General features: G+C 38.8%; 20 protein-coding genes and 1 pseudogene. 16 read left to right on the plus strand and 5 right to left on the minus strand.

The window, feature by feature from the left end:
* Positions 1-111 precede the first annotated feature (111 nt).
* The 3 genes from PI20285_RS02795 to PI20285_RS02805 all read left to right on the plus strand — a co-directional run bounded on the left by PI20285_RS02795 (position 112) and on the right by PI20285_RS02805 (position 3250).
* Positions 112-1137, plus strand: a complete 1026-nt coding sequence (locus PI20285_RS02795; protein WP_057771946.1) for a diacylglycerol kinase — start codon at positions 112-114, stop codon at positions 1135-1137.
* 111 nt (positions 1138-1248) lie between these two features.
* Positions 1249-2619: a 23S rRNA (uracil(1939)-C(5))-methyltransferase RlmD gene (gene rlmD, locus PI20285_RS02800; RefSeq protein ID WP_057771948.1), complete on the plus strand. Its 1371-nt coding sequence runs from the start codon at positions 1249-1251 to the stop codon at positions 2617-2619.
* A gap of 289 nt (positions 2620-2908) precedes the next feature.
* Entirely contained in the window at positions 2909-3250 is a 342-nt protein-coding gene (locus PI20285_RS02805) for a helix-turn-helix domain-containing protein (RefSeq protein WP_082623210.1), read from the plus strand.
* 199 nt (positions 3251-3449) lie between these two features.
* Here PI20285_RS02805 and PI20285_RS02810 read toward each other — a convergent pair whose 3' ends face one another.
* Positions 3450-4781 carry an APC family permease gene (locus tag PI20285_RS02810; RefSeq protein ID WP_105782175.1) on the minus strand — a complete coding sequence of 444 codons (1332 nt, stop codon included), beginning with the start codon at positions 4779-4781 and terminating at the stop codon, positions 3450-3452.
* Positions 4782-4915: 134 nt separating this feature from the next.
* Here PI20285_RS02810 and PI20285_RS02815 point away from each other — a divergent pair, with 134 nt between their 5' ends.
* The gene (locus tag PI20285_RS02815; RefSeq protein WP_057771953.1) at positions 4916-5698 is read left to right on the plus strand and encodes a GH25 family lysozyme; all 783 of its coding nucleotides are present in this window, start codon (positions 4916-4918) and stop codon (positions 5696-5698) included.
* Positions 5699-5736: 38 nt separating this feature from the next.
* On the opposite strand, the pseudogene PI20285_RS11820 reads toward PI20285_RS02815, so the two are convergent.
* A pseudogene (locus PI20285_RS11820) lies at positions 5737-6129 on the minus strand (DUF4828 domain-containing protein).
* 171 nt (positions 6130-6300) lie between these two features.
* On the opposite strand from PI20285_RS11820, the gene PI20285_RS02830 reads away from it, so the two are divergent.
* The 3 genes from PI20285_RS02830 to thiD are packed head-to-tail and all read left to right on the plus strand — an operon-like array spanning position 6301 to position 9499.
* On the plus strand, positions 6301-7302 hold the full coding sequence (locus PI20285_RS02830) for a Gfo/Idh/MocA family protein (RefSeq protein ID WP_057771956.1): 1002 nt from the start codon (positions 6301-6303) through the stop codon (positions 7300-7302).
* A 17-nt stretch (positions 7303-7319) separates the two neighbouring features.
* Positions 7320-8672: a DEAD/DEAH box helicase gene (locus PI20285_RS02835; protein ID WP_057771958.1), complete on the plus strand. Its 1353-nt coding sequence runs from the start codon at positions 7320-7322 to the stop codon at positions 8670-8672.
* 2 nt (positions 8673-8674) lie between these two features.
* A complete protein-coding gene (gene thiD, locus PI20285_RS02840; RefSeq protein WP_057771961.1) occupies positions 8675-9499 on the plus strand; it encodes a bifunctional hydroxymethylpyrimidine kinase/phosphomethylpyrimidine kinase in 825 nt (274 codons plus the stop codon).
* 158 nt (positions 9500-9657) lie between these two features.
* On the opposite strand, the gene PI20285_RS02845 is transcribed toward thiD, so the two are convergent.
* A complete protein-coding gene (locus PI20285_RS02845; RefSeq protein ID WP_105782158.1) occupies positions 9658-10731 on the minus strand; it encodes an IS30 family transposase in 1074 nt (357 codons plus the stop codon).
* Between the two features lie 582 nt (positions 10732-11313).
* On the opposite strand from PI20285_RS02845, the gene PI20285_RS02850 reads away from it, so the two are divergent.
* The 4 genes from PI20285_RS02850 to PI20285_RS02865 all read left to right on the plus strand — a co-directional run bounded on the left by PI20285_RS02850 (position 11314) and on the right by PI20285_RS02865 (position 16165).
* The gene (locus PI20285_RS02850) at positions 11314-12276 is read left to right on the plus strand and encodes a glycosyltransferase family 2 protein (protein ID WP_057775488.1); all 963 of its coding nucleotides are present in this window, start codon (positions 11314-11316) and stop codon (positions 12274-12276) included.
* A gap of 53 nt (positions 12277-12329) precedes the next feature.
* Entirely contained in the window at positions 12330-13301 is a 972-nt protein-coding gene (locus tag PI20285_RS02855) for a glycosyltransferase (protein ID WP_057775486.1), read from the plus strand.
* A gap of 252 nt (positions 13302-13553) precedes the next feature.
* A complete protein-coding gene (locus PI20285_RS02860; protein WP_057775484.1) occupies positions 13554-14975 on the plus strand; it encodes a flippase in 1422 nt (473 codons plus the stop codon).
* Between the two features lie 152 nt (positions 14976-15127).
* Positions 15128-16165: an LCP family glycopolymer transferase gene (locus PI20285_RS02865; protein ID WP_057775482.1), complete on the plus strand. Its 1038-nt coding sequence runs from the start codon at positions 15128-15130 to the stop codon at positions 16163-16165.
* A 106-nt stretch (positions 16166-16271) separates the two neighbouring features.
* Here PI20285_RS02865 and PI20285_RS02870 read toward each other — a convergent pair whose 3' ends face one another.
* A complete protein-coding gene (locus PI20285_RS02870) occupies positions 16272-17513 on the minus strand; it encodes an ISL3 family transposase (protein WP_245080621.1) in 1242 nt (413 codons plus the stop codon).
* 211 nt (positions 17514-17724) lie between these two features.
* Here PI20285_RS02870 and PI20285_RS02875 point away from each other — a divergent pair, with 211 nt between their 5' ends.
* The gene (locus tag PI20285_RS02875) at positions 17725-18435 is read left to right on the plus strand and encodes a hypothetical protein (protein WP_057775559.1); all 711 of its coding nucleotides are present in this window, start codon (positions 17725-17727) and stop codon (positions 18433-18435) included.
* A 69-nt stretch (positions 18436-18504) separates the two neighbouring features.
* Here the strand turns inward: PI20285_RS02875 and PI20285_RS02880 are convergent, their stop codons facing one another.
* A complete protein-coding gene (locus PI20285_RS02880; RefSeq protein WP_057775557.1) occupies positions 18505-19047 on the minus strand; it encodes a VanZ family protein in 543 nt (180 codons plus the stop codon).
* Positions 19048-19261: 214 nt separating this feature from the next.
* Here PI20285_RS02880 and PI20285_RS02885 point away from each other — a divergent pair, with 214 nt between their 5' ends.
* The 4 genes from PI20285_RS02885 to PI20285_RS02900 all read left to right on the plus strand — a co-directional run bounded on the left by PI20285_RS02885 (position 19262) and on the right by PI20285_RS02900 (position 23164).
* Complete coding sequence (locus tag PI20285_RS02885; RefSeq protein WP_057775555.1) at positions 19262-19717, plus strand: hypothetical protein; 456 nt, start codon at positions 19262-19264, stop codon at positions 19715-19717.
* 69 nt (positions 19718-19786) lie between these two features.
* Positions 19787-20065 (plus strand): hypothetical protein, encoded by a 279-nt coding sequence (locus PI20285_RS02890; protein WP_057775553.1) that lies wholly within the window; start codon positions 19787-19789, stop codon positions 20063-20065.
* Between the two features lie 218 nt (positions 20066-20283).
* Complete coding sequence (locus PI20285_RS02895; RefSeq protein WP_105782179.1) at positions 20284-21939, plus strand: peptide ABC transporter substrate-binding protein; 1656 nt, start codon at positions 20284-20286, stop codon at positions 21937-21939.
* A 358-nt stretch (positions 21940-22297) separates the two neighbouring features.
* Positions 22298-23164: a DegV family protein gene (locus PI20285_RS02900; RefSeq protein ID WP_057775575.1), complete on the plus strand. Its 867-nt coding sequence runs from the start codon at positions 22298-22300 to the stop codon at positions 23162-23164.
* Positions 23165-23181: the final 17 nt, after the last annotated feature.

Raw genomic sequence — 23181 nt, forward strand, 5'->3', positions numbered from 1 at the left:
CTTCTTCCGCTTAGCTACGATAGGCAAACGATTCCTAGTGCGAATCATTTGCCTATCTAGGCTATGCTCGGAAGCTGAACGGCTTTTTCAACACTCTCGGAGGAAACACAAATGCAAAAAAGAGCTCGGGTCATTTACAACCCAACTTCAGGACGCGAAGTTTTAAAACAAAGCATGATCGACATCTTGAATATTTTAGAAGAAGCTGGTTTTGAAGCAAGCGCCTATGCCACCACGCCTGAACCGAAATCTGCCGAAAATGAGGCCCGGCGCGCTGCTAAAGCTGGGTTTGATTTAGTCGTGGCTGCCGGTGGCGATGGAACCATTAATGAGGTCGTCAACGGGATTGCAGACTTGCATTTTCGGCCAATGATGGCTATCATTCCAGCAGGGACTACAAATGATTATGCCCGAGCTTTGAAAATTCCTCGGGAAGATCCTGTGGCAGCTGCTAAAGTGGTCCTGAAAGATCAACGGATCAAGATGGACATCGGAAAAGCCGGTGAAAACTACTTTATTAACATTGCCGCGGGTGGTTTGCTGACCGAGCTAACTTATGATGTCCCTTCAAATATGAAGAGTATCTTTGGTTACTTAGCTTATTTGGTAAAAGGGGCAGAGTTACTTCCCCAGATCAAACCGGTTGATATGGACATCGAATACGATGGTGAACATTTTAACGGAAAAGCTTCAATGTTCTTTTTAGCGCTGACAAATTCAATCGGTGGGTTCGAACAGATTGTGCCGGATGCTTCTTTGGATGATGGGCGTTTCACGCTAATTATCGTCAAGGCATCGAATTTGGTTTCGATTCTTCATTTGATGGTTAAAGCCTTAAATGGAAATCATATGAATGATCCCCGGATTATTTATCGCAAACCAAAACGAGTTAAAGTTAACCCGGTAAATGATCGAGTTATGGTGAACATTGATGGTGAGTACGGTGGGGATGCACCCATGGTCTTCAAAAACTTGCATAAGCATATTGAGATGTTTGCCAACTTGGACAAGATTCCAGATGACGCTTACGATTTGTCGGAGCCAAAAGTGACAAAGGCTGAAGAGAACTTTATTAAACAGGTTAAAAAACTTCATGAAGACGATACTGAAGAGACGGATCAGGATAAAAATAAGTAAGAAGCCGTCCTTGGGCGTGATGGAAGAATTAGTGATGACGTGTCACTAGCACCATGATTCAATGGGACGGTTTTGTGGATTTTACTGAAGAAAAGAAAAATGAGGAAAAATATGAAATTTAGAGCACCAGTTTCAAAGAACGAAACGTATGACGTTACAATTATGGATTTAACTTACCAAGGAATGGGGGTCGCAAAAATTGATAGTTTTCCAATTTTTGTTGCCAACAGTTTGCCTGGTGAAGAAATTGTGATGAAGGTTACCAAAGTTGCAAAGACCTATGCATTTGGCCGGGTAATGGAATGGAAATCAAAGAGTCCAGACCGAGTTGAAGATAAGGACGCCCAATATACACAAACAGGGATCGCGCCTTTACAACATTTAGCTTATCCAGCCCAATTGGAATTTAAACAACACCAGATTCAAGAATTGTTTTATAAAGTGCATCTCAATTCAGTTGAAGTGAGTCCTACAATTGGAATGGACAAACCTTATGGCTACCGAAACAAGGCCCAGATTCCCGTTCGGAGTGTGAATGGCCAATTAACAACCGGTTTTTATCGTCGTAACAGCCATGATTTGGTACCAATGGAAGACTTCTATATCCAAGATCCTGAAATTGATAAGGCTATCGTGGTGGTTAGAGATATTTTAAGAAAGTATCATACTGCACCATATAACGAAGAAAATCATACGGGTGTTATTAAAACAATCATGGTTCGTCGTGGCCATTATTCTCATGAAATGATGATTGTTTTGATTACACGTGCGAAGAAGATTCCAATGAACTTTGAAATTACAGAAGAAATTCGCAAACAATTACCAGAAGTTAAGAGCATTATTCAAAATGTGAATGCTGCTCAAACCAACGTTTTAATGGGCAAAGAAGAAAAAATTCTCTGGGGTAGTGCAGTTATTCATGATACCTTGTTGGGTCAAAACTTTGCCATTTCAGCCGATTCTTTCTATCAGGTTAACCCTGTACAAACAGAAAAGCTTTATGAGCTGGCAATTAAAAAGGCTGGCTTGACTGGTAATGAAACTGTGATTGATGCTTATTGTGGAATCGGAACAATTTCATTAGCAATGGCGCAACATGCCAAAACAGTTTACGGTGTTGAAATTGTTGATAAGGCGATCCAAGATGCTAAAATCAACGCTAAGTTAAACAAGATTCATAACGTGAAATTCTTCACAGGTAAAGCTGAGGAACAAATGGACAAATGGCAACATGACGGCTTGGAACCGGATGTGATTGTCGTAGATCCTCCACGTAAAGGTTTAGCAACAGAGTTTATTACTGCTGCCACTGCCATGACGCCTAAAAAAGTGGTTTATGTCAGCTGTAATCCATCAACATTGGTCCGTGATGTCCAATTATTCATGGAAAATGGTTATCATGTGGATCAACCAGTAGTTCCAATCGACCAATTCCCACAAACACCACACGTGGAAAGTGTCACTGTGTTAGTGAAAGATTAATAAATAAAAATAAATCAATCTCTATCGACCATTTTGAGTGGTTGCATAGGATTGATTTTTTTTTTAGATTTTTCGCCAATTGTCAGAGGTACGTTGTATGACAGGAGGCATATTAATTGTGTTAAAAATGACATAAGTCAGTTTCAATTGGTTGAAGAAAATAAAATGGTGATTCAGCAAATAATGGACGAGATTCACCAAATTATGGAAGAATTAGATGAGTTAGTTTAAAATGAGGATAGGCTTTCCAGAATAATGAAAACAAATTAATTTCAGGAGGGAAGAGCATATGGCGGACATGTATATCAAAGATTATACAAATACTTTTATTGTACACGGTCATGAATATGAAGTTACTTCACCTGCGCGATTCAATAGTGACACTGACGAAATAGTTGATGATATGACGTTGGATGATCGAGCCGTTGAAATTGCCAATCAAATGTATCGTGATGATATAGGACTAGTTTCTCCTGATGATATTAAGAAGTATCGGGTGAAAATTGGTTTATCACAACGTGAGTTTGCCAAATTACTTGGCAGGAGCACTAATACTATTGCATTGTATGAAACTGGAGCTTCTCCATCTCGATCTAATAATAAATTATTAAAAGACCTAATGGAAAAGTAAACTTCACAGATATACCGAGTGAAGATTAGTTGCTTTGGTTGCTGACTATCAGGTGTCCGTTAAAAGGTAGACTACTGATGGGATTCCTGATGAAGTTGATGTGGATAAAACTTGAGAATAAAACATTAATAAAAAAGCAGATTAGGTCTCACAGAAGCACCCACCAAACGGGGCAAACTTCTGGAAAGCTAATCTGCTTTTATTTCAATCGATAATATCTAGTAGTTAAGTAGTAAACGGGGATGCCTAGTAGGGTGATTAAAATGCCAATCACTGCCAACCAAACCTGAGTTACGACGGTTGTCACCAAGATGAAGATTCCACCAAGGATGGCAATGGCCGGGATGACAGGATAGCCTGGCACCCGATATGGCCGTTCTAAATCTGGTTCACGTTTCCGAAGAATGAACACGGCGATGAAGAGCAAGACGCTAAAAATCCACATTACAAAGACCAACATATCTGTTAATAAATCAAAACTTCCGAGCAACATCATCAACGCAGCAATCACAAACTGTAAAGTGCCCGCTCCATAAGGGGCACCGGAATGGCGGCCTACTTTGCGAATGAACTTGCTAAAAGGGAGGGTTTGCTCCTCAGCCATAGCGAGCGGAACGCGCATACCAGTCATGGTATAGCCATTAATCGCCCCATACACGGAAATCAGAATGCCAATCGTCACGAGTTTTCCGCCCAGAGCGCCAAACAAGTGAATTGCCGACTCAGAAGCGGCGTTTAAATTCCCGGCAATATCTGTGATCGGTAAAGTTTTCAAGAAAACCAAATTAATTAGCGTATAGATGACAGTAATTAGTGCCAAACCCCAGCCAATCGCGCGAGGCAAATCTTTTTTAGGATTTTTCATTTCGCCGGCAATTGCCCCCACGCCCAGCCAGCCATCATAAGCAAACATGGCTGCTAACAAGCCGCTGCTAAAGGCGCCGGCCAAACCGGTATGTGAGGAGAGATGGGTTGGGATGAAATGAAGGGCCACATTTCCAGGTGTGAATAAACCAACGACCACGATCACAATAATGGGAATAAGTTTGATGATTAGTGTCCCGGATTGCAAACGGCTTGCGGCTTTAGCTCCCAGAAAGTTAATTAGAGTAATCGACAATCCAGAAATTAAAGCGATGGGCAAACTGATCTGCGAGTTTAAATGGAAGAGATCTACAACTTGAGTGCCAAATACGATCGACAAGGCCGCAATGTTAGCGGGAAAATAGATGAGACTTTGCGCCCAGCCGAACAGATAGGCAGGTAGTTTTCCATAGGTATATTCTAAGTATTTAACGGCGCCTCCAGTTAAGGGGATGGCAGCGGCCAATTCTGCACTGGTTAAGCCAGCACAGATGGTCAACAAGCCACCGAGAACCCAAACTAGTAGGGTCAAACCGGCCGATTGCGTGGATTCCACGACACTCGCTACTTTGAAGAAGACCCCGCCACCAATGACGGTTCCCATGACGGTCGCTAGGGCCGCAAAGGTACCAACTTCTTTTTTTAAGCCATCGTTTTCTTGTTGCATGGGCATGTTCTCCTCTGTTTTTCAGTAATCGTATTATTATAGCAGAAACGCCGGGGGATATAAATGTCTGAAACTCAAGCAAAATGGTTTTGGTGTACAATAGACAGAAAAGTAGCGGTGAGGGATGAATTGATTTGGCCCGAGAAGATATCAAACCGATTTATAGCAACACCTATAAACGAAAACGAAAATTTAATTGGAAAAAATGGCTCTTCGTGCTTCTGATTTTGGTTGCAATTGGCTCAGGAATTGCCGGATGGCATCTGTGGCGCGTGCATCAAACACAAACGTTGCAGCAATATCCAATTCGGGGTATCAGTGTGTCGCAGCAGGACGGCTTCGTGGATTTTGAAGGCGTCAAAAAAGCTGGGATGTCGTTTGCTTATTTGCGAAGTACTAGTGGGACCACTTATTTTGACGATAATTTCACGGCCAATTATGATCGAATCCAAGGCGCAGAATTAAAAATTGGAGTTTATATGATGTTTAGCTTCAGTAAGTCGGCCAAGGAGCAAGTTAAGTATTTCGAAGAAAAGGTGGGGCATAAGGTTGGCAATTTGCCAATTGCGGTTCAAGTAGCCTATTACGGCGATTATGCGAATAATCCGCCTAACAAAGCTAAGCAAGGAAAACAATTACGGGAATTAACGCGAGAGCTGGCTAACTATTATGCCACCCCATGTGTAATTTGGACAACGCCAACAATTGCCAAACAAATGATTACGCCGTATCTTTCAGATAGCCGTCAGTGGCTAGTTGTGAAGGATTTGACGGCATTGCGGAAACGAAAAATCGACAGTCAAACTGAATTTGTGCAATATAGTGACGGGGCTGATCTCAAAGTTGATGGTCAAAAAACGAGTTTCACGACTTCAGTATTTACTGGTAAAAAACAAACTTGGCGAGAAATTGAATAAAGAAAGACCCTGTATCTTTTATGAAGATACAGGGTTATTTAATCGGTTTTAGGATTCTTAGTAATTTTATAATTACTAATTAAAATGGGATAGGTTTCATTGTCCGTTTCGTCATAGATGGAAATAGGGCGCTGCTCATTTGCACGAATCCGAATGTGATAACCGTAATTATCTAGAAAAGTAATGGTATATTTATCCCAACTTTCCACTTTGACTCATACTTGGTGGGAATCAATGAACAAATCTAAGTTTGGTCGAATCTCAATGGTGTGGATGCGATCAGAGTCGTCGGCACGGTAATTCCAAGTGCCGACAAAAAACAACGGATTGCCTGGGTCCGGGATATCTTGTTCATGAAGTTTTTTTGAAGTTAAAATCCCAGTTAAAAACGAAGCAACTACCAAGGCAATGTTTCTAGGCTTCACTTTCATCGCATCCTTTCGTAAAATCCTTACACCTAAATAATATCATTTGTAACTGGTAAACACACGTAATTTTAATTAAATTTTACCGATTTTTTAAAACTGTCGGCTTTTAAATATACTTACCCCGCTAACACTGATAAAATGGATAAGGAAGTAAACAAAATTGGAGGGCAAATCATGATTAAACTGGGAATCATTGGCACCAATTGGATTACACAACAATTTGTAGATGCGGCACACGCCACAAAAAAGTATCAATTAACGGCGGTATATTCGCGCACAACTGAAAAGGCCAAACAATTTGGTAAAAAAAATGGCGCAACCGGATTTTTTGATAACTTAACGGACTTTTTCAAAAGTGAGACGATCGATACATTCTACATTGCATCACCCAACAGCTTGCATTTTGAACAAGCTAAACAGGGAATTGAAAACGATAAAAATGTGATTGTCGAAAAACCGATTGTTTCAAACATTAAACAGATGGAAATTTTGCGTCAGACTTTAGAAGAACACCCACAAGCGCGTTTATTCGAAGCTGCTCGTCAGGTTCATCAACCAAATTTCAAAGTGATTAAGGGCCAAGTTGCGATGCTTGATCGGGTTCAAGGCGCCACCTTAACTTACATGAAGTATTCGAGTCGTTACGACGCGGTGTTAGCTGGTGAAACGCCTAATGTGTTCACCCTTAACTTTGCCGGTGGGGCTTTACAAGACTTAGGAGTTTACGTAGCCTATGATGCGGTTGGCTGGTTTGGGATGCCGGATGACGTCGCTTATTACCCAACGCTGACTTCTACCAGAGTTGATGGCAAGGGCGTGGCGATTCTTCGTTATCCTGAGTTTGATGTGACCTTAAATATCGGGAAGACTAGCAATTCGTATTTAGGCTCCGAAATTTATGGCTTGAAAGATACAATTGTGATGGATAATCCCGCTGAATTGGGAAATGTCAGCATTCGTGATGAGGCTGGTAAAGAAACGGTCATCGGCACGAAGCCCGCTGATAATCCCATGATTTCTGAAGCAGAAGATTTTGGCCGAGTAATCAATGATCCCCAGAATGAACTTAATGATCGTGATTACTGGACTTGGCTTGATTTAAGCCAAAATGTTAACAAGTTACTATATAATTTACGTCAATCCGGCAAAATTGTTTTCCCGGATGATGCTCAATAGATAGATAGGAATTGAAAATGGATAAGGAATTTGAACAATTTTTTCAGCAACAAGGATTTAAAACGGCTACTGAGATTCAAACAGCCGTCTATGAGCCCCTCAAACAGGGTCGCTCGGTGATTGGTTTAGCTCCAACGGGATCTGGAAAAACCATCGCCTTTACAGTGCCGTTACTCGAAAAAACAGCACCTGGGGACGGTACCCAGATTCTCGTGTTGTCTCCTTCCCAGGAACTAGCGGTGCAAACGACCGATGTCTTCCGCCAGTGGGGAGCGGTCAATAATATTAAGGCCACTTCATTAACTGGAGGGGCTAATATGCAACGCCAAATTGAGCGGTTGAAGAAGCATCCTGAGGTCGTGGTGGGAACGCCAGGCCGAATGTTATCATTGATTCATGAAAGTCGCTTAAAGCTCAAAGACATTCAAACGATTATTGTGGATGAAGCAGATGAACTTTTGACCGGCGAAACGCTGGATGAAGTTCGGGAGATTGTGATGTCGGCGCCGTCTGATGTGCAACTGGGCTTTTTCTCCGCTACGCAAACGCATAAACCTGCAGAACTTGAAGAAATCTTTGGTGTGGACATCGAAGAGTTTGATGTTCGGCAAACAGATAAAACACAAGGTGAAGTGGTTCATGGGTTAGTTCGGGTGGCAGATAATAAGAAGGTTGTGTACTTACGCCGATTGGCAAAACTCAAACACTTTCAGGCTTTGGTCTTCTTTAATCACGTTTCGACCCTTGAACACGTGGCAGCTGAATTAAAGCATGAACATGTTTCCAGTGTGAAATTAGCTGGGCATCAAGTGCAAACGGAACGAGCAACCGCCATGCGGAAGTTCCGTAAGGGTGAAGCTAAGTTGTTGCTTACCACAGAAATGGCAGCTCGGGGACTGGACATTGCTAACCTCCCAGCGGTAATTAATTTTGATTTGCCACCTAATGCGATTGCCTACACCCATCGAACGGGACGGACCGGACGCATGGGAAATACAGGGATGATCGTTAACATGGGAAATGACCATGATTTGCGGAACTTACGTAAATTGCTCCCTGAAAAAACGTTCAAGCCATTGTATCTGATGCACGGCAAACTAACGGATCAACTTGAAGAAGAAAAACCAGCCGAGGCGGTCGAAACCGTTGAAAAGAAGCAGGCTAAAGCTGAGGTTGATCCCAATGCAACTGTGGTGATGATGCCAACTGCCAAACCAAAAAAAGCAGTTAAAAAACATCCGACAAAAGCGAAGCCCAGTAAGCCAGCCTTTGCGGGTGGAAAACCTAAGAAACATGTGAAAAAGAATAAGCATTCCAAGAAAAAGGGAATGCGGCACAAAAATATTGAACGTAATGATAGGAAGAAATAAACATGACAACACCTTTAAAAACTTTAACAATTGCCGGTAGTGATACCAGTGCTGCTGGTGGAATGCAGGCTGATTTAAAAACATTTGAAGAATTCGGTACCTATGGAATGGTTGCTTTGACTTGTATCGTGACTATGGACCCCGCTGACTGGAGTCACCATGTTAATCAGGTTGCGCCCCAAATTTTGAAGGATCAATTAGCCACTGTGTTTAGCGGGGGCAATCCTGATGCAATGAAGACCGGGATGCTTGGCGATCAAGAAACAGTGGAGATTGCCTATCACGCCATTAAGGATCATCAACTTAAAAATGTGGTGATTGATCCGGTAATGATATGCAAGGGTGAAACGGATGTCTTGAATCCTGATGCAGCGAATGCCATTCGTGATTTGTTGATGCCATTGGCTGATGTGACAACGCCTAATTTGTTTGAAGCTGGTGTTTTATCTGGGATGGGGACATTACACAACTTAGATGAAATGAAGCAAGCAGCTAAGAAGATTCATGAGTTGGGCGCCAAAAATGTGGTGGTCAAAGGTGGTAAGGGCCTTAAGAGTGATGAAGCTGTTGACGTCTTCTATGATGGTCAGACTTTTGAAACGTTGAGTGCTAAGAAACAAGCGAGTGATCGCAATGCCGGTGCGGGCTGTACTTTTGCCGCAGCGGTAACTGGTGGCTTGGCAAATGGCCTTAGTGTGAGCGATGCGGTTCACCTCGCTAAGAAGTTTGATACAGCTGCCATTCAAAATGGCTTTGACCTAAATAAGTTTTTAGGACCCGTTTTTCACCCTGCATATCGGATGGAGAACGTTGGCAAGCTGATTTAAATATTAAAAAATAGATAAAAATCATACGGGAAAACCTCATCAGAAAGTTGAAGACGTTTTCTTTTTTTATTCCTTCGGAAATTGCAAGAACAAGTTAGCCACCCCGCAGGCGAAGTTGCGGGGCAAGTCAGAATATCTATTGAAGGTCAAGATAATAGCTACGCACTACATGATTTACGAATACGTGCTGCTTCAATTTGAAAAGCTTCTTTTGGGGTTTGATACTTCAAGATACGTCGCGGTAATTGGTTAAGACGACTTTCAACCATTGAAACCGTCTTGGGACCAATCGTATCTAATGAGTGTCCCTTAGGTAAATATCGTCTAATCATGCGGTTATGAGTTTCATTGGTTGCTCTTTCAAAGGAACTATACGGATGGGCATAATAGATGTCAGCTACGCCGTCTAAGACTGCATTCAAGGCTGTGAACTCCGTTCCGTTGTCAGCAGTAACAGATTTAATAAGATCACCAAATTCAGCACAAATTCCCTTAAGTGCATACGATACCGAATCAGCATCTTTGCCTTCAATCAAGCGAACAATATCATAACGAGTTTTACGTTCCGTGAAGGTCAATAATACACTTTCATGTCCACTTCGTTTACCAACTACAGTATCAATCTCAAAGTGGCCAAATTCCTTGCGTTTGTCGACCCTTTTAGGACGTTCCTCAATACTTTTACCAGCTAAACGTCGATGCTTGTTTGACCAGTGATGTTTAGTACGACGGTTAGCCTTCTCCACCAAATCAAGATTACGGATCTCTAACAATTGCGCATCGATATAGTTGTAGAGAGTTTTCGTACAAACCATCTCCGTGCGCTTAAACAGATGTTGTTGGTGGGCGAAGCCGACTGCTGCATCAGGTGACCAATCATCTTGGTGGAAATGATCATCAAAGTAAGCCAGAAAGTTAGTAACAAATTTAAATTTTAGAGGTCGATGACAGCGTTGTCGATTCGTTTGATACCGAACTTGGGCCGTATCAGGCGCATAAACGCTAAAGTACTGTTCTTTACCATTAAGTTTCTTTACCTGTTGAATGCGGCCACGCTTAAGCTCATTATTAATAGTTTGATGACAGACACCAATTTCAGCGGCAATTTGACGAGCAGATTTGCCTGCAGAAAGTAAGCCAGCAATTCTGCCTCGCTCAATTGGAGTTAAATGATGACCCTTTACGTGAGATGTGATAAGCTGTTCTTGCACCAAGACGAAAACCTCTTTCATTGTTTAGTGTGGGAACTTCAATGATACCTGATTTTTTCGTCTTGGTGTCTTTTATTTGGCCACTTTTAAAAGGTGGCTAACTTGATTATAAAATTCGCGATCGTAAATACAGAGAATTTAAAGATGGCAAGAATAGATGATATCGGAGGCAATTTTCTTTTAAAAAGTAAGGCATGTTAAGGTGTACGTACTACTATTTTTTGATGTAGTTTAAATAAGTAATATCACTTTGTAATTCTGCACTCTTCTCGATAATTCAATAGCCAAAGATCAACAATATATCCCTAATCAGGCAAATTGAGCACAATACCAAAGTACCAAAACTAAAAATGAGCTGTGAGATTGTACTAAAAACTTTTTGACTCATTGAGTATCTGATGATATTAAAATACCTTGTGGATAATAGTCTGTAATGTTCGTAAGTAGGTGCATTTTACGTTATTTGAGACTTGGTCTTGAAATTGTACTTTGTTTTGGTCGTGCCGAATTTTTCCTTTAGCTGGGGTGTCTTTAGGAAAAAATTATAGCTGTTGCATCTTTCTAAAAGCAATTAATCACACCATATAAAATAGAGGGAAATATATGAAACTTAATCTTAGTGTTATTATAACGACATTTAATTCCAAGAAAACTATTGTTAATTGCTTGAATAGCTTAGCAGCTTCATGCGCACATGCAGGATACGACAGTGGACTTGAAGTTATCATAGTGGATGATGGTTCTACTGATGGTAGTATGGAAATAATAAGATATTTTAATAGTATATTTGCCAATTATAAAATAATAGAGAAAAAAAAGAACACTGGGAATGCCGATACTCGTAATGTAGGCTTAGACGTAGCGTCAGGAGAATATATTACTTTTATCGATAGTGACGATGAAGTAACTGTGGATTATTTAACAGAAATCAACAAAAATCTTAGTGAAAAAAAAACTGACATGCTTATTTTTGGATATAATCAGGTTGAAGACGAAAATATTGTACAAGAAAAGATTAAAATAGAAGAGATACATGACAAAAATTTAGTGTTAAAAAAATATTTTCATATTGAAGATGGAGATGCAATTGGTTCATACACATGGAACAAAGTGTTTAAAAAATCGTTGCTATCAAAAAATAAAATTAGGTTTCTCTCGGGAAAAAAATTTGAAGACGTTCCTTTTTGTTTTAATTGTATATTGTGCGCAAGTTCAGTTAAATGCATAAACAAATGTCTTTATAACTATATATATAGAAGCGATTCTACCGTACACAATGTAACTGAAGAGCTTATTTTGGATAGATTGTGGAGCTTGAAAGAAATTAAAAATATGATGATAAGAAGCCACATGGAGGAGCTATATCCGGATTATTACCAATACTGTTTATCTGCATACTTTTATCTATACAAGCAGGTAAATCAGGAGATGCCTAGGTCTTCGTTAAAGGGAGATCTAAAGTATAAAATCATCCAAGTGGCCAGTAAAATAAAACCTACAACAAAGGACAAAGTGAAATTAGTTTTATTACGCATGAATGTATTGTCCTTACTTTATTTAATTTAAAAAATACCTTTGCTTGATATGATGGAATCCTTGTCAAAAAAGGAGAAAATAAGATGTGTAAATTATCAATAATTATACCCACCTATAATTCTGGAAAACTAATTGAAGAGTTGCTAGATGGTTTAGATAAACTGCGCGATGTTGAGTTTGTTTTTGTGGATGATGGTTCAACTGACAACACTGTTGATATCATTAAGAATCGGTTAAAGCAGAATAATACAGAATTTCAATTCCAAATTTTTCTGTGCAAGCACTGTGGAGTGAGTCATGCTAGAAATGTTGGATTGACAAAGAGTAATTCTGCACGAGTAATGTTTGTCGACGCTGATGATAGAATTGATCCGCAAATTTTACAACAAGTGATTGATGATGATGCATCATCTGCTGACATTATTTCTTTTACTAAGAATTGTCAAAAACAGTATCAAATTAGTGACAAGCATCCATTGATAGCAGAGCTACTATTAAACAAGCATGAAAAAATAATTCCTGCACCATTTTCAAAAATCTATAAAAGTGAATTTTTAAAGACAAACAATATTTTTTTTGTCGAAAATGTTGTTGTGGGTGAGGATATGCTTTTTAACTTAAAAGCAATTTTAAAGAGCAATTCTATTCTTATTTCTGGGAAAAGTTTTTACTTATATCGACAAAATGCTAATTCGGTAACAAAATCTATAAATTATGACATTGAGAAAAACAGCCTTAACTTTGTAAACGAACTATTTGATATCTTAAAAAAGTTTCCAGAACACCAAGAATTATTGAATAGAGTGGTAATTAATTCTTGGGTGGGAGACTCAATCATGATTTGCAGATATCAATTTAATAAGGAAAAACTTGTAAATTTCAAAAAAAATATACATCAGAAATATTCGTTTAGTGAGATTTTTTCTTTGCGTTTAGGATTAAAAAAGGACATTTTAAAGATGCTTCTTTTGATAAACGCATATCAGATAGTTTTGTTATTACTCCATTCAAACAAGAAAATTAGCGTACCAAGCAAATCATTTATGAAGATATAATAGAAAGAAATGTTTCATTTTGCACTAAGAAAGGCAAGTACACAACAATTAAGGGAGTATACGCCAAAAGTTATAGACTCAGGACAAGAACCTGTTTTGGTTATAAAAAATTGGCCAAAAACTGCACATAAATAAGAACTTATTACGAATTATATTGAAATTTAGGTGCTTATCTTTAAAAATTTTAAGTTTGTAGAATCATATCAGGATAACCTCACACTTTTTAGATGATAATAAAGGAAAATGTTTTCTATGAAAATAATAAAAAATTTCATTTACAATGCTTCTTACCAATTATTTGCACTGATAGTTCCATTAGCTACGACTCCCTATATTTCGCGTGTCTTAGGTAGTGAAGGAGTTGGAACTAATGCTTATACAAATTCTATTATTCAATATTTCGTTCTGTTCGGTAGTATTGGTATTAGTACATATGGCAACAGGCAGATAGCATATCAAAGAAACAATAAAGTTGAATTAAGTCAGACTTTTTGGGAAATTAGTATTCTGAGATTTTTTACGATTGGTGCGGCTTATATAGCTTTTCTGATCTATCTTTCGTTCGTCAGTAGATTCAAAATTTATTTTATTGGGCAGTCATTTCAAATAATTGCGGCAGCATTGGATATCTCATGGCTTTTTATGGGGTTAGAAGACTTTAAAAAAACTGTTACTAGAAATATAATTGTCAAGCTGGTATCTGTAATTTGTATATTTGCATTAGTGAAGAGTCCAAGTGATTTGAGCATGTATATACTTATACTAAGTCTTTCAACTTTGCTTGGTAACTTGTCATTGTGGGGGTATGTACGCCATGCAATTATTAAGCCTAATTTAAAACGATTTCACATATTGAGGCATTTGTCGCCATCAATTTCATTGTTTATTCCACAGATTGCCATCCAAATTTATTTGGTATTGAACAAAACAATGTTAGGAAATATTTCAGGAGTTAAGGCAGCTGGATGTTTTGATAATGCGGATAAAATAGTAAAAATAGTTTTAACAGTTGTTACTTCACTTGGTACTGTTATGATGCCAAGAATGGCAAGCGTATTTGCAAACAAAGAATATAAAAAGCTTGAGCATTATTTATATATGTCTGGTGATTTTACCAATTTTCTTTCGGTTCCTCTTGCGTTCGGTTTGGCAGGTATTGCACCCAGATTTGCTCCATGGTTTATGGGAAAAGAATTTGCAATTACAGGCGAACTTATTTCTGTAGAATCAATAGTTATTTTTTTAATTGCTTGGGGAACGTTAATTGGAGTGCAATATTTAATTCCTACTAATCAAGTAAAAAAATATACGTGGGCTGTTAGCGCAAGTGCAGTAGTTAATTTGATTTTGAATGTACCTTTAATTTATATGTATGGGGTCGTGGGCGCTACTATTGCAACTGTTGTCTCTGAAATAACATCAACTGGACTACAGCTTTATTTTATTCGAAACCAAATTAATTTGAAAAATATGTTTCATGGATTTTGGAAGTACTTGATAGCCGGCTTACTGATGTTTGTCGTGGTAAGGTACATAAACAATAATATGCGTATGTCGATTATAGGGCTGGGTGTTCAGATTTGTAGTGGAGTTATAATTTATTTTGGTATAACACTTTTATTGAGAGCTCCTTTTGTCAACACCATTACTAAGTTTGTAAAACATGAGTTGTAAAATCCGCAAATGTAGCAAGTAATGAATAGACGTTTTACAAACTGAGTAAGTACTACACATATTTTTATACAAAGGTTAAGTTTGTGAAGATTTAATGAATTTTACGATGAAGTAGCATACAATGATAATAGTTAATTTTCAGGAGGCGTGGCATGAGACATGAACATGAACCTAAACAAAGAAAGCATACAGTAAGAAACGTGATTTTGACGGTTATTTTGGTTTTGTTGGTTTCAGTGGGGGCATATGCAGCACGGAAATACTACAATATCAAACATGCGGTTGATAATACGTATCAAAGTGCTGGGATCAAGAAAAACCGGAATGCAAATGCTGTGATTCAGGCTAAAAGCCCCATTTCGATCTTAATTATGGGGACTGATACGGGTGCGTTGGGACGTTCTTACAAAGGACGGACAGATACGATGATGTTGATTACGTTGAATCCTAAGAAGGATAAAACAACGATCACAAGTATTCCTCGTGATACCGGTGTAACCATTCCAGGATACGAGAGTGAATCCCCATCGAAGATCAATGCAGCTTATGCGTTTGGAAGCTCTGGTACCGCCATTAAGACGGTTCAAGAGATGCTGAATGTGCCGATTGATTTCTATGCGGTCATGAACATGGGTGGCATGGAAAAAGTAGTCAACGCGGTTGGTGGTGTAACAATCACACCTACGTTGAGTTTCTCTTATGATGGCTATACTTTCACCAAGGGGCAGTCTACTAAGATGAACGGTAAGAAGGCTCTGGCCTATTCACGAATGCGTTATAGTGATCCTGATGGGGATTATGGGAGACAAACGCGTCAACGCGAAGTGATTATGGCGATTATGAGTAAGGCTGGATCAATATCAAGTTTGCTTAATAAGGACTTCTTGGATTCAGTCTCATCCCAAATGAAGACAGATTTGACGTTTAGTGACTTATCAGCGATTGCGCAGAACTATCTTGGCGCACGTAAGTCAGTTTCACAGACTCATTTACAAGGAACTGGTCAGACGGTTAATGGTCAGAGTATGGAGCTGATGGCTAAGAGTGAGTTACAGCGTGTGACGAACCTTAACCGAAAGAACCTTGGCTTGGATCATGCAACAACTGGGAATATTGCATTGAGTGTGTCCGATGCTAGTTCCAGTTCTGATAGTAGTGTGCAGAGTGCTAATGTGAATGCAGGAAATTAAAAAAACTAAAAAGACATTTGAATTCTAAAATTCAAATGGGTCTCTGTCAAATCGTATTGGTGGAGATTTTGAACGGCACATTCACTTCGGTGAATGTGCTTTTTGTTTACTCATGAATTAAACTAATCCGGATAAAGAAGTTGTCAATATTTCGAAAACCAAAACAGTTACGCTTTAATGCCTTGATTTTACGATTAAGTCCTTCAATTGGACCGTTGGAAAATGGATAACGACAACTGTTTAGAAGGGCTGAACCATTTTTGATAAACGTGTTGATCGTTATGTCCATTTGATTACTAGTGGGTTGGTAGTTAGTAAGTAAGGATTGGAACGCATTAGCATCCTTTTGGTGTATGGCACTTAAGATACCTTGATAGGTTTGATACACAGATCTAAATCTGGGAAAAGCGTCTAGAGCTAAATCAATGGCGTTTTGTTGCGTCATATACTCGTTAATTCCGCGTAAATAAACAGCCTTAGAATCATTAACTTTTATTTCATCAAGATGAAATAAACGCCATTGAGATTTTAAAATATGATAAATTCGTGAATGCTTATCTTGGATAGTACGAATGGTCTGCGTGCGTTCATTATCTAAGGCACGCCCAGCCAGTTGAATAATATGGAAACGATCGATAATCGTGGCCGCATTGGGAAATAAGCGATGAATGAAGCTGCCATATTCAGCATTCATGTCAATCGTCACTGATTGAACTTGGGCACGTTCTTGAACCGAAAAACGAGCTTCAAAGTAGTCAATGATATCTTTACTTAGCCGATCTTTTAAAGTAACAATTCGGCGATGACTAATGGCATCGCAACAATTAAAGGACATCCAGTGATTACAGGAACGAAATTCATCAAAGCAAAGATTCTCTGGGAGATGTTTAACACGATAGGCTAAGTGAATATTGGCATTTAGGATTCGTTGAACACTGCTTGGCGAAATTCCACAAAGTTTAGCAATTTCTTTACTCGTCAACATATCGCGTGCCAAAACGATCACTTGATGTTTGATATTATGTGTGAAAGTTTCGTTACGATTAACCAACTTAGTTTTAGCACCACAGGTTTTTGAACAATCTTTACATTGGTATCTTTGACGTTTTAAATGCATTTCGTAACGACCACCGGATAAGGTTCCTAAACGCAGGTGACTCATGTGAGTTCCGTTTTTAATTAAGCTTTTATGGCCACAATGTGGGCACTTTAAAAGTTGATAAGACAAAGTTGCATGGACGACATGAATACGTTGGTTTGTGGAACACCGTTCTTTAGAAATACCAGTGACAATTAAGTTTGGGTCTGTTATTTCGAATAAGCATAAGATAGAATTAGTTAGGGACATCTGAATTTACTCTTTTCGATTTGTTTTGGCGATTAAATCGTAGCACAAAGAGGACAGATGTCCTTTTTTATTTTTCTGATTTTCAAAACAGACAAAAAACCGGTATTAGTTATTCACCAATACCAGAAAGTGTAGACCCATTCAAATGTCTTTTTGAAATTATATAACTAAAAGTCAATATTTTATTGAACTAAGAAATGGAGAAGGTCAAATGGACAATAATGAAGGCTATCTAAATTTATTTAAGAATCCAACAATATTAAAGCCGGGCCAACAAATGGTTGTAAAGTTTGTATTGCCGGAATATGTGAAAGATTTATTAAGCGGGAAAATATATATGCGACAGTTAAAGTTCTTTAAAGGGCTTGAAGATGAGCAACGGGGTGATAAACACGAAGGAACCTGGCGACAGTCTTTTTCGGATGGAGAAATTAAAATGGAGTCAAGCATATCATATAAATTTGTTGATGAAATTCAAATTGCTTGTTTTACTTTATTAGATAAAGAAAGAGATTTCTATAAATTGAATGATAGTTGGTATATGCTGAAGCCAAACGCAGCAAAGAATTTAGAAAAAATAAGAGAAAAAAGAGATGCTGTATTTTATGATGCTAACGACTTTCTTCAATCGCTGGTTCAAACAAATAAAAATAATCCAGATTTTACTTGGTCAATGATAGAGTACACAAATTGTATGCAAAAAGCTGTAAATAATGAGTTTAGAATGCAGCATATCGAAGGCCAAGCTTTTATAAAAGATAGCTTTTTTGCAAACCAACGTGAATTAAGGTTAATGAAGATTGAATCAAATAAAAAGGATTCAACAAATATTCAATTACTTGGTCCACGAAAGTATAGGCATTTTGCAGGTTCCGCTTTGAATTTGAGAAAATTAAAAATTAGTGCAGAAATGTTTGCATAAACGGTGACAAGAATTTTGTCGTAGATTATTTAAGACTATCCCTTTAATTGAATAAATACAAAAACGACCTCAGAATTTACTTTTCTGAAGGTCGTTTTTTTCGGTTTTTAAGAATAAATTGAAAGGGGACATCAAGTAGAAGCCAATTACCACACCAGCGGCATTGTGGATCACATCCATTATGTCAACAGTTCGGTTGAGGTGAACGACTTGATCTAATGCAAATTGGCCGCCTTCGTTAAATAGGGCGAAACCTAAAGCGATGAGCAGGACCTCAATTAGCAGTGGGCGATCCTTGTGGCCAAAGATATAGAGATAGACACCCATTGGGACGGTCATCACGATGTTTAACATGCCTTGCATGCCATAATCCTGATAAGGGGTCATAATGACCTTAGCGTAGCCAATATGGATTGCGTGTGAGTATAATTCAGAGCCAAAGGAGTAGACGCCCGGGGTAAAGATTAAGTAGAACACGCTGATAGCGTAAACGATAAAACTGAGGCGCACAATTCCAGCAGTTATAGAAGGTTTCTGCTTGAGATTTTGTAAATTATAGATTGCGACCAGCATTGAAATTATTACAAACGGCACGTATTTCAGAATCGTCACTTGACCACCTCCCAAAATTAATTAATGTTTCCATTGTATCGCAAATATTCTTTGAAGGAAACCCATAAGTACGCGGCTTTTCGTTAACTTTTTCTTAAGGCCTTCGAAGTTCCTTAAACTTTTAAAAAAAGGTATTGCAATCAAATCTGGAATGCTATATGATGAACCTGTAAAGAGATTGTAATATTAATGTAACATTTTGGAGGCGGTTTTGATGAAAAAAGTAATGCGATTTTTATTAATAGTAAGTATGGCGATGGGTTTGTTTTTAGTAACAAATAATACGACAAGTCAGGCCGCTTCTAGAAGATCTGTTCCAGTTGCAATGCGCGGGAATTGGTACTTAACTAAACGGACTGGTTTAAATATTAAAAAGAGTTCAATGGTGGGTTTGAATCATACCGTTATGGAGAGAACATATGGTAAAAATATGGTCTTTAAATATTACTACAAAGGCAGCTACTCATTATCTGACAAACGTTGGGGATTCGGATTCTTTTTCAAACTAGTCACCGTCCGTGGTAAGAACGGTAGAAACTACAAAGCACTTGCGATGTGGGGCCAAGGTCCTGAAGCGCAACTCTATTACAAGAAGCTCAATAAGAATGAACGCCACAGTTTATCATGGAAGAAAACGATTAAATTAATGAACGGTCAAAAGAGTTTCTAGCGTCTGGCTTTACCTATCGGGCAAAAGGCTTTATAATGTGAAGATACGCCCTAGGAAAGGATGTTAGTCATGGCAGAAAAAAAAGTAGAAAAAAAGATCGATAAAAGAGTTCCAAAAGAAGAAGAAGAAGTTGAACCCAAACCATTTGATATTGGTGATCGAGTTCACGTTAAAAAAACTGCCTTACTCCCAACCGGTTTTGATGGCCAAGTAGGTAAGGTTTACGAAAATTCAATTTTGATTGATATTGATGCAGACAGTGTTGCAGAAGCTCGCAGCGAAGAATTACATGATCTTCACGGTCGTGTGATTGTCCGTTTCGCAGAAGCAACCAAGCTTGAAGCCTAATAAGATATAAATACGAAAGCAATGATATTGAAAAATATCGCTGTTTTTTTTTCGGCTAAATTTAATTTTCCTCATAAAAATCACAGTTTAACGGTACTATTTAATCTTAATTTAATTTTGAAGTTGACAGAACACCTCCTATGAGCTATATTTGTTATTAAATTATAATTAGATTTTTTCTCATAATCAGTTTTAAAACATAGGGAGTTGGAGAATTTATGAAAATCAAGAAAAGTTCAGTAACGCTGTTGGTGGCATTACCGTTACTCTTATTAGCCGCTTGTGGGAATGGGAGTTCCTCTTCAAACAGTGCTGCTACTAAGGGTAACCTAGCAGATAAACAAGTTGTGAATTGGACAGAAACGGCGGAATTACCTTCGCTGGATCCATCTCTTGCAACCGACCAAATTAGTTTTGATGCTATGAATAATGTAGGAGAAGGCTTATATCGCTTAGGTAAAAATAATAAAGTATTACCAGGAATTGCGAAGAAAACTGCGATCTCTAAAGATGGGAAGACATACACATTTACCCTTCGAAAGAATGCTAAATGGAGTAATGGCGATAAAGTGACTGCTAAAGACTTTGTTTATTCTTGGCAACGAATTAACAACCCTAAGACAGGTTCACAATACGCATACTTATACAGTGGGATTAAAAATGCCGACCAGATTCAGGCCGGCAAAAAACCAGTTAGCAGTTTAGGAATTAAAGCCGATGGAAACTATAAATTGACCGTGACGCTTGAAAAAGCCATTCCTTACTTCAAGTTGTTAATGGGCTTCCCAAGTTTCTTCCCACAAGATCAAAAAGTGGTTCAGAAATATGGTGATAAGTACGCAACTCAAAGCAAGTACCAAGTTTATAATGGTCCTTACACAATGACCGGCTGGACGGGAACCAATAACAAATGGTCCCTTGTTAAAAATAAGAACTACTGGGATAAGAAGCACGTTTACTTAACCAAAATTAACGATCAAGTTGTTAAGGATACCCAGACTGGCTTGAACTTATTCCAAGGCAAACAAGTTGATCAGACTGTTTTGTCTGGAACCCAAGTTGCGAATATGAAGAATGACAAGTCCTTCTTCTTAGGTCGTCAGGCTCGTAATTCTTATCTTGAATACAACACCGCAAAAGTTAAAGTCTTCAAAAATGTCGATATCCGGCAGGCAATGTCTCTTGCCGTCAATCGGAAACAGTTGGTTGGCAAAGTGTTAGCCGATGGGTCAACGGCACCTAAGGGATTTGTGACAGATGGTTTGGCAGCTAATCCGAAGACCGGTGAGGACTTCGCTAAAGAAGCGTACACCGGTACCGGAGTGACCTATGATTTGGCAAAAGCTAAGAAACTTTGGGCTAAAGGTTTGAAAGCAGAAGGTAAGACGAGTGTGACTTACACCTTAACTGCGGACGATACTGAAGCTGCTAAGAAAACAGCAGAATTTTTGCAGACTCAGCTAGAAAAATTACCTGGTTTGAAGATCAACATCCAATCAATTCCTTACAAGACTCGTTTAGCACGTTCTGCTAAGGGACAATTCCAATTAGTTATCACAAACTGGGGAGCTGATTTCTCAGATCCAATCTCTGATTTGGGCTTGTTTACATCAGACAACAGCTTTAATAATGGTAAGTGGAGCAACAAGGAATACGATGCTTTGATCGATAAAGCTAACAATGCCGATGCTAACAATACACAAAAACGTTGGGAAGACATGGTTAAAGCCGAAAAGATTTTGATGAATCAACAAGGAAACGCACCATTATTTAACGGAGTGGTTCCACAATTGATTAATACTAAAGTTAAAGGTTATGTATACAACACTGCCGGTGTTCCATGGAACTGGAAGGGTATGTATGTTACAAAATAGTTAAATTAAAATTCGGAATTGCCGGTAAATGGCGATTCTGAATTTTTTTGCGGCGCGCAATGCTTCGAATTCTTTGACTTTCTGCATTTTAGCTAGTAATCTCTATGGAGGGTAGTTAATAATGTGAGGTAATTTAGATGGCAACGTTTTAGTGATTGTGACAATTCAATTTCGCGTGTCACGAGATGAAAATGTTTAAAAGTCTGATACACGGGTATTTGCGGAATTAGTTGAGCATGATGGCGGTTATTTAGTGGGATACAGGGTATAATTTGATCACTAACTAAACGTGTCTAAAAGGGATTAGTTTCGTGCAAGATGCCTTTTAAGGCACTCTCAAGGTATGGGAGTGAAAGTTTTGACTAAAATTGCAATTGTAACTGATAGTACCGCGTATCTCGCTCAAAATATTTGTGACAGGCTGCATATTACGGTGGCGCCAATTTCGGTGGCCTTCGGTGATCAACAATATCGGGAACGAGTCGATATTAGCGACGCGGAGTTTTATGAACGATTGAAAACAGAAAAGGTTTTTCCTACTACGGCACCACCTTCAATGGGAGTCATGGGCGAACTCTATCATAGCTTGGCAGAAGCTGGCTATGAAGAGGTTGTCAGTATTCATTTATCCGGTGGGATCAGTGGGTTTATTAACAATTTACATGCATTTGCGGCGGGGATAACTGAGATCAAGGTTCATGTGGTCGATGCCCAAATTGCCGTCCAACCCATGGGATACATGGTGATTCAAGCGGCCAAGATGGCAGTTGCCGGTAGTTCAGCAGAAGAAATCATCGCTAAAATGACAGAGTTGAAAGCAACAATTGGGGAATATTTTATCGTGGATGACCTCCAAAACTTGGTCCACAGTGGTCGTTTAGGAAGTGGATCGGCGTTTGTGGGATCATTGTTGAAAGTTAAACCGATTTTATCACTAAACAAAGAGAAGTATAATATTGAAGCTGTCGATAAGGTGCGTTCGATGAAACGAGCCCGAACTAACATTGTCAGCTGGTTTCTTGAAGAAACCAAAAACCTACCCTACACAGTTCGCGTGTTTTTATGTGGAACAAATAACGAACCAGAAGTTGAGAAGTGGCAACAAAGTATTCAATCCAAATTAACCAACGTGGCAGCTGTGGAAACCGGGCAAATCGGTCCAGTTGTTGGTGCTCATTTGGGTTCAGGCGTGTTTTCCATTTTATGGATAAAAGAGGTTGCGTAGGCGCAAAAAGAGAGGAA

The organism is Pediococcus inopinatus, assembly GCF_002982135.1.
Taxonomy (GTDB): Bacteria; Bacillota; Bacilli; order Lactobacillales; family Lactobacillaceae; genus Pediococcus; species Pediococcus inopinatus.